7 protein-coding genes are annotated in these 6810 nt (G+C 70.5%); 6 read left to right on the top strand and 1 reads right to left on the bottom strand.

The genetic code is table 11. The features are described 5' to 3' along the window. The coding region (locus ABD329_RS34415) for a nitrilase-related carbon-nitrogen hydrolase (RefSeq protein WP_344317389.1) at nt 1–374 on the bottom strand (374 nt) is incomplete at its 3' end. Nucleotides 375–657: 283 nt separating this feature from the next. Between ABD329_RS34415 and ABD329_RS34410 the strand changes: the two genes are divergently transcribed. The 6 genes from ABD329_RS34410 to ABD329_RS34385 all read left to right on the top strand — a co-directional run bounded on the left by ABD329_RS34410 (nt 658) and on the right by ABD329_RS34385 (nt 6781). After that, entirely contained in the window at nt 658–1266 is a 609-nt protein-coding gene (locus ABD329_RS34410; protein WP_086879946.1) for a helix-turn-helix domain-containing protein, read from the top strand. 373 nt (nt 1267–1639) lie between these two features. Then, nucleotides 1640–3007, top strand: coding sequence for an FAD-dependent oxidoreductase (locus ABD329_RS34405; RefSeq protein WP_309142619.1), 1368 nt, complete (start codon nt 1640–1642; stop codon nt 3005–3007). Beyond that, the gene (locus ABD329_RS34400) at nt 3004–4194 is read left to right on the top strand and encodes a CaiB/BaiF CoA transferase family protein (RefSeq protein ID WP_198275476.1); all 1191 of its coding nucleotides are present in this window, start codon (nt 3004–3006) and stop codon (nt 4192–4194) included. The genes ABD329_RS34405 and ABD329_RS34400 overlap by 4 nt, the downstream gene beginning before the upstream one ends. Further along, nucleotides 4191–5000 (top strand): enoyl-CoA hydratase-related protein, encoded by an 810-nt coding sequence (locus tag ABD329_RS34395; protein ID WP_214664561.1) that lies wholly within the window; start codon nt 4191–4193, stop codon nt 4998–5000. The genes ABD329_RS34400 and ABD329_RS34395 overlap by 4 nt, the downstream gene beginning before the upstream one ends. Before the next feature lie 87 nt (nt 5001–5087). Further along, entirely contained in the window at nt 5088–6008 is a 921-nt protein-coding gene (locus ABD329_RS34390) for a dihydrodipicolinate synthase family protein (protein WP_198275475.1), read from the top strand. Beyond that, nucleotides 6008–6781 carry an SDR family oxidoreductase gene (locus ABD329_RS34385; protein ID WP_198275474.1) on the top strand — a complete coding sequence of 258 codons (774 nt, stop codon included), beginning with the start codon at nt 6008–6010 and terminating at the stop codon, nt 6779–6781. Before ABD329_RS34390 ends, ABD329_RS34385 begins: the two co-directional genes overlap by 1 nt. Nucleotides 6782–6810: the final 29 nt, after the last annotated feature.

Below are 6810 nucleotides of genomic sequence, written 5' to 3'. Positions count from 1 at the left end.
TTGACCTGCGGGATGTGGTGCTTGCGGTACTTGCCCAGATAGCTGCCGTCCGCGTCGATCACGGCGGCGGTGTTGTAGTAGAAGCCCGACTGCTCGACCTCGTACACCGGCACCACGATCACCATCCCGGTCTCCCGGGCCAGTTCCCGCATCCGCCGCACGGTCGGCCCGTCCGGCACCGCCTCGGCCCACCGGTAGTGTTCCGCCTCCTGCACCTGGCAGAAGTACGGCGCGTTGAACACCTCCTGGAAGCCGATCACCTTGGCGCCCTGTTCCGCGGCGCTGCGGGCGTACTTCTCATGGAGTTCGATCATTGATTCGCTGTCGCCCGTCCACTTCGTCTGGACCAGGGCAGCGCGCACGATATTGGCCATTGTGAACTTCCCTCATGAAACCGCGACGCACTGGGTCGCGGACTGGGACAGGGATAAACGGCTGCGGCAAGACCGTAAGCCGAAAGTACGAGTCCGTAAATGGCCATGGCAATATTCCGCGAGTTTCTTTTGCGTTGCCTGTCGGTTAAAAACTGACGGCTCGTCAAGCGCGGACCGCGCGTCGGAGCCCGGTGCCGGCGACCGGGACGCCACCCCTTGACATGTTGAAGAACTTCATTATGGTGAAGTCACCGTTCCATGATGGCCGGACGAGGAGCGACGCATGAGCAGCAGTAACGCGGGCGACAAGGACAACCGTCCCGACGCCGATGCGTCCATCGCCTCGTTGGGCGAACAGATCCGATCCCTCCGCAAGCATCTCGGACTCACCCTGGAGGAGCTGAGCAGCCGGTCGAATGTGAGCACGGGCCTCATCAGTCTGCTGGAGCGAGGAAAGGGAAATCCCTCCTTCGCGAGTCTGATCCAATTGGCCCATGGGCTCGATGTGCCGATCGGTCGGCTTTTCCATGGTGAAACCCCTGCCAGTCCTGTGGTGCGCGCAAAAGAGCGCCGCACTCTGGAATGGCATGGAAATGAAAAGCTCGACGGTGCCCGTTACCAGCTCCTCACCCCGTCCCTGAAAGGGGCGCTCGAGGTGGTCTGGGTGGAGACGGAGCCCGGCCATGACACCAGCGGCACTCCCTTCCGGCACAACGGCGAGGAGTTCGGCATCGTTCTGTCCGGGGTGAAGGACGTCTTCCTCGACGGTGTCCGGCACCGGCTCGAGGCGGGTGACTCCATCACCTACTCGTCGAGCATTCCGCACTGGTACGTCGCGGTCGGCGATGAGCCGTCGACCGCGATCTGGGTGATCACCCCGCCCACCTGGTAGAGCCAGGCCGTCGGGCCGCTCACCCCGCCCTCCGATCCGGTACGCGTCAGGGCAGTGTCCGCCCGCGCCACTCGTGTTGCCCCCGCCTTCCCCGGCCTTCCCTCCGCCTTCTCCCGGCTTTCCACCGCCGCCCGCCCGGCATTGAGGGCAAGGGCGTTCCCCGACCCATCTCGCTGTACGGCCGCGTGTCCGGTGTTCCCTCCGGGCGCCGCGCGCCGTCCTCCCCTCCCCCCATCACCGTTTCCCACCGTGGCTCATCGCCCGTTGGCACGGCACGGCGGCCTCCACGGCGCGCCCGTAGCCGGGCTCCCGGACGGACATGCCCGATCCACGGACGTCCGGTGACGCGACGCCGTATTCGAAAGGAGACAACGTGGCCGACCTCAACGGGTCCGTGACTCTGGAGGCCATCGACGCACCGATCGTGCGCCGCAGTGACGTCGTCGTCGTGGGCGGAGGCCCGGCGGGTGTCAGCGCCGCGGTCGCCGCCGCGCGGGCCGGTGCCGAGGTGACGCTCCTGGAGCGCTACGCCGCCCTCGGCGGCCTCGCCTCCGGCGGTATGGTCCTGGTGCTCGACGACATGTGCAACGCCGATGAGATCACCGTGACCGGTGTGGTGGACGAGTACGTCGAGCGCATGGCCGCCATGGACCTGGCCGTCTATCCGCCCCCCGAGGAACGGGTCTCCTCGCCCGAGGCATGGGCCAAGTGGAGCCGCTGGGGCGCGTTCGACTTCCACTCCCATGCCAGTCCCAAGCCCATCTGCTACGCCGTCGCCTTCGACCCGGACGGCTGGAAGCGGGTCTCCAACGACCTGGTGCGCGAGAGCGGCGTCCACCTGCGGCTGCACAGCTGGTTCTCCCGGCCGGTGGTCCAGGACGGCGCGATCAAGGGCGTGGTGTGCGAGACCAAGGCGGGCCCACAGGCCGTCCTCGGTGATGTCGTCATCGACACCAGCGGGGACATCGACGTGGCCTCGCGCGCCGGAGCCCCGTTCACCGAGGGCCGCTACATCGTCACTCTCGTCTCCCGCCTCGGAGGTGTGGACACCGACGCGGCGCAGCGCTTCGAGACGGAGAACCCCCGTGAGTTCCGGGCCGTCAACCGCAAGATCAAGCGCATGCTCGGGGGCGCCTGGGACCTGTGGTGGCTCAAGACCCCGGTTCCGGGCGTCGTGTGGTGCAACTGCCCGCATCTGACCGGTTACGACGGCGCCGATCCGACCTCCCTGACCGCGGCGGAGTTCGACGCCAGGGCGCGGATGGGGGCCGTGGTGGAGTACGCCAGGCAGTACCTCCCCGGCTTCGAGAACTGCTATCTGCTCGACGTCGCCGAGCAGATGGGCGTCCGGCAGACCCGGCTGCTCGACGGGGAGTACGTCGTCACCAAGGACGACATCGTCTCGCGCCGCCACTTTCCCGACACGGTCGCCCGCGGCCGTGACTACTACTACCCGTACCGGTCGTTCGTTCCGCGGACCGTCGACCAGCTCCTCGTCGCCGGACGCCACTACTCCGCCACGCCGGACGCCCAGCGGATGTCCCGGGAGATCCCGCCCTGCATGGCGATGGGCCAGGCCACGGGGATCGCCGCGAGCATCGCGGCCGACCGCTCCATCCTCGTCCGCGACGTACCGGCGCGGGACATCCGGAAGCTGATGCGCGAACAGGGCGCCGACCCGGGCGACGTCCCCTCGGAGAACGCCACGATCGACGAGACGAACAGCGAGGCGGCCGCATGAACACACGACGGCTCCCCCTCGACGGCGTGGTCGTCGTCGACTTCACCCAGGTGTACGCGGGCCCCTCCTGCACCCAGATGCTCGGCGACTTCGGCGCGGACGTGATCAAGATCGAGCGCCCCGGCACCGGCGATCTGTCCCGCACCTCCTTCCCCGACGAGGCGGGTCTCGACAACCCCGTCTTCTGGAGCATCAACCGCAACAAGCGCAGCGTCAGCCTGGACACCCGAACCGAGGAGGGCAAACAGGCGGTGCTCGACCTCGTCTCCCGCGCCGACGTGGTGACCTCCAACTTCCGGGCCGGCGTCATGGACCGGATCGGCTTCGGCTACGAGGCGCTGCGTGCCGTCAACCCCGGTGTCATCTGGGCCTCCGCGACCGGATTCGGGGAGAAGGGCCCGTACGCCCACAAGGGGGGCCAGGACATCCTGACGCAGGCGTACACCGGCGTCATGTGGCGCAGGGCCTCCGACGACACTCCGGTCAGCATCTATCCGACCAGCCTGTGCGACTACACCACGGGCATGCACATGGTGCAGGGCATCCTTCTGGCGCTGCTCCACCGGGAACGCACCGGGGAGGGGCAGAAGGTGGAGATCGCCATGTACGACTCCATCCTCCATATGCAGATGCAGGAGGCGGCCACCCGGATGAACCGGGACACGGAGATCAACTGGGCCGCCATGCCGCTCACCGGGGCGTATCGGACGACCGATGGCGCCGTGGTCATGGTCGGGGCGTTCAAACAGAACCCGCTCCGGGACATCTGCGCCGCCCTGGAGATCGGCGAGGACCTTTCGCTCCGCCCGGAGTACACCACCCCGGAGGGACAGCAGCGGCACCGCCCCGAGCTGCGGCGGCTGTTCGCCGAGCGGTTCGCCACCGGGACCACCGCCCACTGGATGAAGCGGCTGGAGGCACAGGACCTGCTGTGCGCGCCCGTGCGCACCATGGAGGAGGCGCTCCGCGATGAACAGACCATCGTCAACGGCATGATCGTCGAGATGGAGCACCCCGCCGAGGGCTCGGTGCGGGTCCTGGGCAATCCGGTGCATCTGTCCGCCACCCCGGCCGAGATTCGGAGGGTGCCTCCGGGGCTCGGGGAACACGGTGACGAGGTGCTGGGCGAGGCCGGTTACGACGCGGCCCGGCTGCGTGCACTGCGCGAGGCGGGGGTGCTGCGATGAGCGGCGACGAGGCGGTGCGCGACGAGGTGCGCTGCGTACGGGAGTACGACGGGCAGGTGGCGCGTGTCGTCATCGACCGCCCCCGGGTCCTCAACGCCGTGGACCGGGCCACCACCGAGCGGCTCAGGGAGATCTGGGCCGAGCTCGAGGCCGACCGCTCCATCCGCGCCGTCGTCGTCACCGGGGCGGGCGAGCGGGCGTTCTCCACCGGGGCCGACATGTCGGCGGGCGCGACGGCCAAGAGCGGTCTGGAGTACTGGGCCGGGCTGGACCCCGATGGCTTCGGGGCCCTGAGCCTGCGCGAGACCCTGGATGTCCCGGTCATCGCGAAGGTCAACGGCTATGCCCTCGGTGGTGGCATGGAGATGGTGCTGGGCTGCGACATCGTGATCGCCGCCGACCACGCGCGGTTCGGCCTCACCGAGCCCAGGGTCGGGCGGATCCCCCTCGACGGAGGGGTGTTCCGGCTCATGGAGCGGGTTCCGCACACCCAGGCCATGGGACTGCTGCTCACCGGCCGCAAGGTCCCGGCCGCGGAGATGTACCGGATGGGCCTGGTGAACGAGGTCGTGCCCGGGGAGCGGCTCGATGAGGCGGTGGACCGCTGGCTCACCGAGGTGTTGGCCTGCTCGCCGATGTCCCTGCGCGCGATCAAGCAGATGGCGCGCGCCGGGGCCGGGCTCACCGCCCGTCAGGCGCACGCGCTACGGCTGCCCGCGCTGATGGAGGCGGTGGACAGCGAGGACGCCGCGGAGGGCGTACGCGCCTTCCAGGAGAAGCGTCCGCCCGTCTGGCCCGGCCGCTGAACCCCGCCCCGATCGAATGCCACGGCCACCGGAACAGCACGAACAGCACGACCAGCACGACCAGCACGACCAGCGAGGAGACAGCCCATGTCCATCCCACCGCCGCCACTGCCGCCGGGCGTCTGGGGCGTCGTGGCGACGCCCTTCGCCGGTTCCACCCTCGACATCGATGAATCGGCCCTGGCCCGGCTGGTCGAGCACTACGCGGAGCTCGGTGTCACCGGGCTGACCGTGCTCGGTGTCTTCGGCGAGGCCGCGCAGCTCTCCCGCCCCGAGCGCCGGGCGGTGCTCGAGGTCGTCCGCGACAGCGTCGAGCTGCCGCTGGTGGTCGGGGCCACCGGTCTGTCCACCGCGCCGGTCGTCGAGGAGGCCGAGCTGATCCGCGAGGTGGCGGGCGACCGGGTCGCCGGGCTGATGACGCAGGTCAACTCCGCGCGCCCGGAGACGGTCACGGCCCATTTCAACGCCGTGCACGAGGCCACCGGGCTCGGGCTCGTCATCCAGGACTACCCGGCGGCCAGCGGGGTCGCCATCCGCCCCGGGGACCTGACCACCGTCGTGCGCCGGGTGCCGTCGGCGGTCGCGGTGAAGGCGGAGGCGCCACCGACGCCCGCCGTCATCGGCCTCCTGGCGGAACAGACCGACATCCCCGTCTTCGGCGGGCTCGGCGGACTGGGTCTGCTGGACGAACTGGCCGCGGGGGCCGCCGGGGCGATGACCGGTTTCTCCGCACCCGAAGGGCTGATCGCCTGCGTCGAGACCCACCGGTCCGGTGGGTACGAAGCGGCACGCGAGGCGTATCTGCCGTATCTGCCGCTGGTCAACTTCGAGGCGCAGGCGGGGATCGGCCTCGCGCTGCGCAAGGAGGCGCTCCGGCAGCGCGGTCTGATCATGGAGGCCGGGGTCCGGCCGCCCGCCCGTGCGCTCCCCGAGAGCCTCGTCCCTCAGCTCCTCCGCCATCTCACCGCGCTGCCCCGGGCGGAGCGCGTACCGCAAGGGGCCCGCTGATGGACCTGGGGTTGACGGGACGTACGGCCGTGGTCGCCGCGTCCACCGGAGGGCTCGGCCGCGCGGTGGCGGAGGCGCTGGCCGCCGAGGGGGCACGGGTGGTGGTCTCCGGCAGGCGCGGGGAAGTCGCCGAGGAGGTGGCCGCCGGGCTGCCCGAGGCGATCGGTGTCGAGGTGGACCTCACCGCGCCGGACGGCCCGCGCGTCCTCATGGACGCGGCGTACGCGGCGTACGGGCACGTGGACATCCTCGTCCTCAACGGTCCCGGCCCCGCACCCGGCCGGGCGGCGGACGTCGGTGCCACCGAGCTGGCCGGGGCGGCGGAGAGTCTGCTGATCGCGCAGGCGCGCCTGGTGGCCGCCGCGCTGCCCGCGATGCGCGAACGTGGCTGGGGCAGGATCCTGGCGATCGGTTCCAGCGGTGTCACCGCGCCGCTGGCGGGCCTCGCCCTGTCCAACGCGGGCCGGGCGGCGCTGGCCGGGTACCTCAAGACGCTGGCCGCGGAGACCGCCGCGGACGGGGTGACCGTCAACCTGCTGCTGCCGGGCCGCATCGCCACCGACCGGGTCGCCCGGCTGGACGCGGCCACGGCCGAGCGGGAGGGGCGCACCGCCGAAGCGGTGGCGGCCGCCTCACGGGCCACGATCCCGGCCGGCCGGTACGGCACCACCGAGGAGTTCGGCGCCGTGGCCGCCTTCCTGTGCGGGGCGCCCGCCTCGTATCTGACCGGCACCGCCGTGCGCTGCGACGGCGGCCTGGTACGCAGTCTGTGATCCGCGGCGCGATGAACCGAGAGGCACAC

The organism is Streptomyces javensis (assembly GCF_039525925.1).
Classification (GTDB): domain Bacteria; phylum Actinomycetota; class Actinomycetes; order Streptomycetales; family Streptomycetaceae; genus Streptomyces; species Streptomyces asiaticus.
This window is presented reverse-complemented; position numbering and strand designations above follow the sequence as displayed.

Bases quoted from the DNA above. Each gene is read 5' to 3' on its own strand.
- ABD329_RS34400 (WP_198275476.1), top strand. From the start codon at position 3,004: ATGAACACACGACGGCTCCCCCTCGACGGCGTGGTCGTCGTCGACTTC.
- ABD329_RS34390 (WP_198275475.1), top strand. From the start codon at position 5,088: ATGTCCATCCCACCGCCGCCACTGCCGCCGGGCGTCTGGGGCGTCGTG.
- ABD329_RS34395 (WP_214664561.1), top strand. From the start codon at position 4,191: ATGAGCGGCGACGAGGCGGTGCGCGACGAGGTGCGCTGCGTACGGGAG.
- ABD329_RS34410 (WP_086879946.1), top strand. From the start codon at position 658: ATGAGCAGCAGTAACGCGGGCGACAAGGACAACCGTCCCGACGCCGAT.
- ABD329_RS34385 (WP_198275474.1), top strand. From the start codon at position 6,008: ATGGACCTGGGGTTGACGGGACGTACGGCCGTGGTCGCCGCGTCCACC.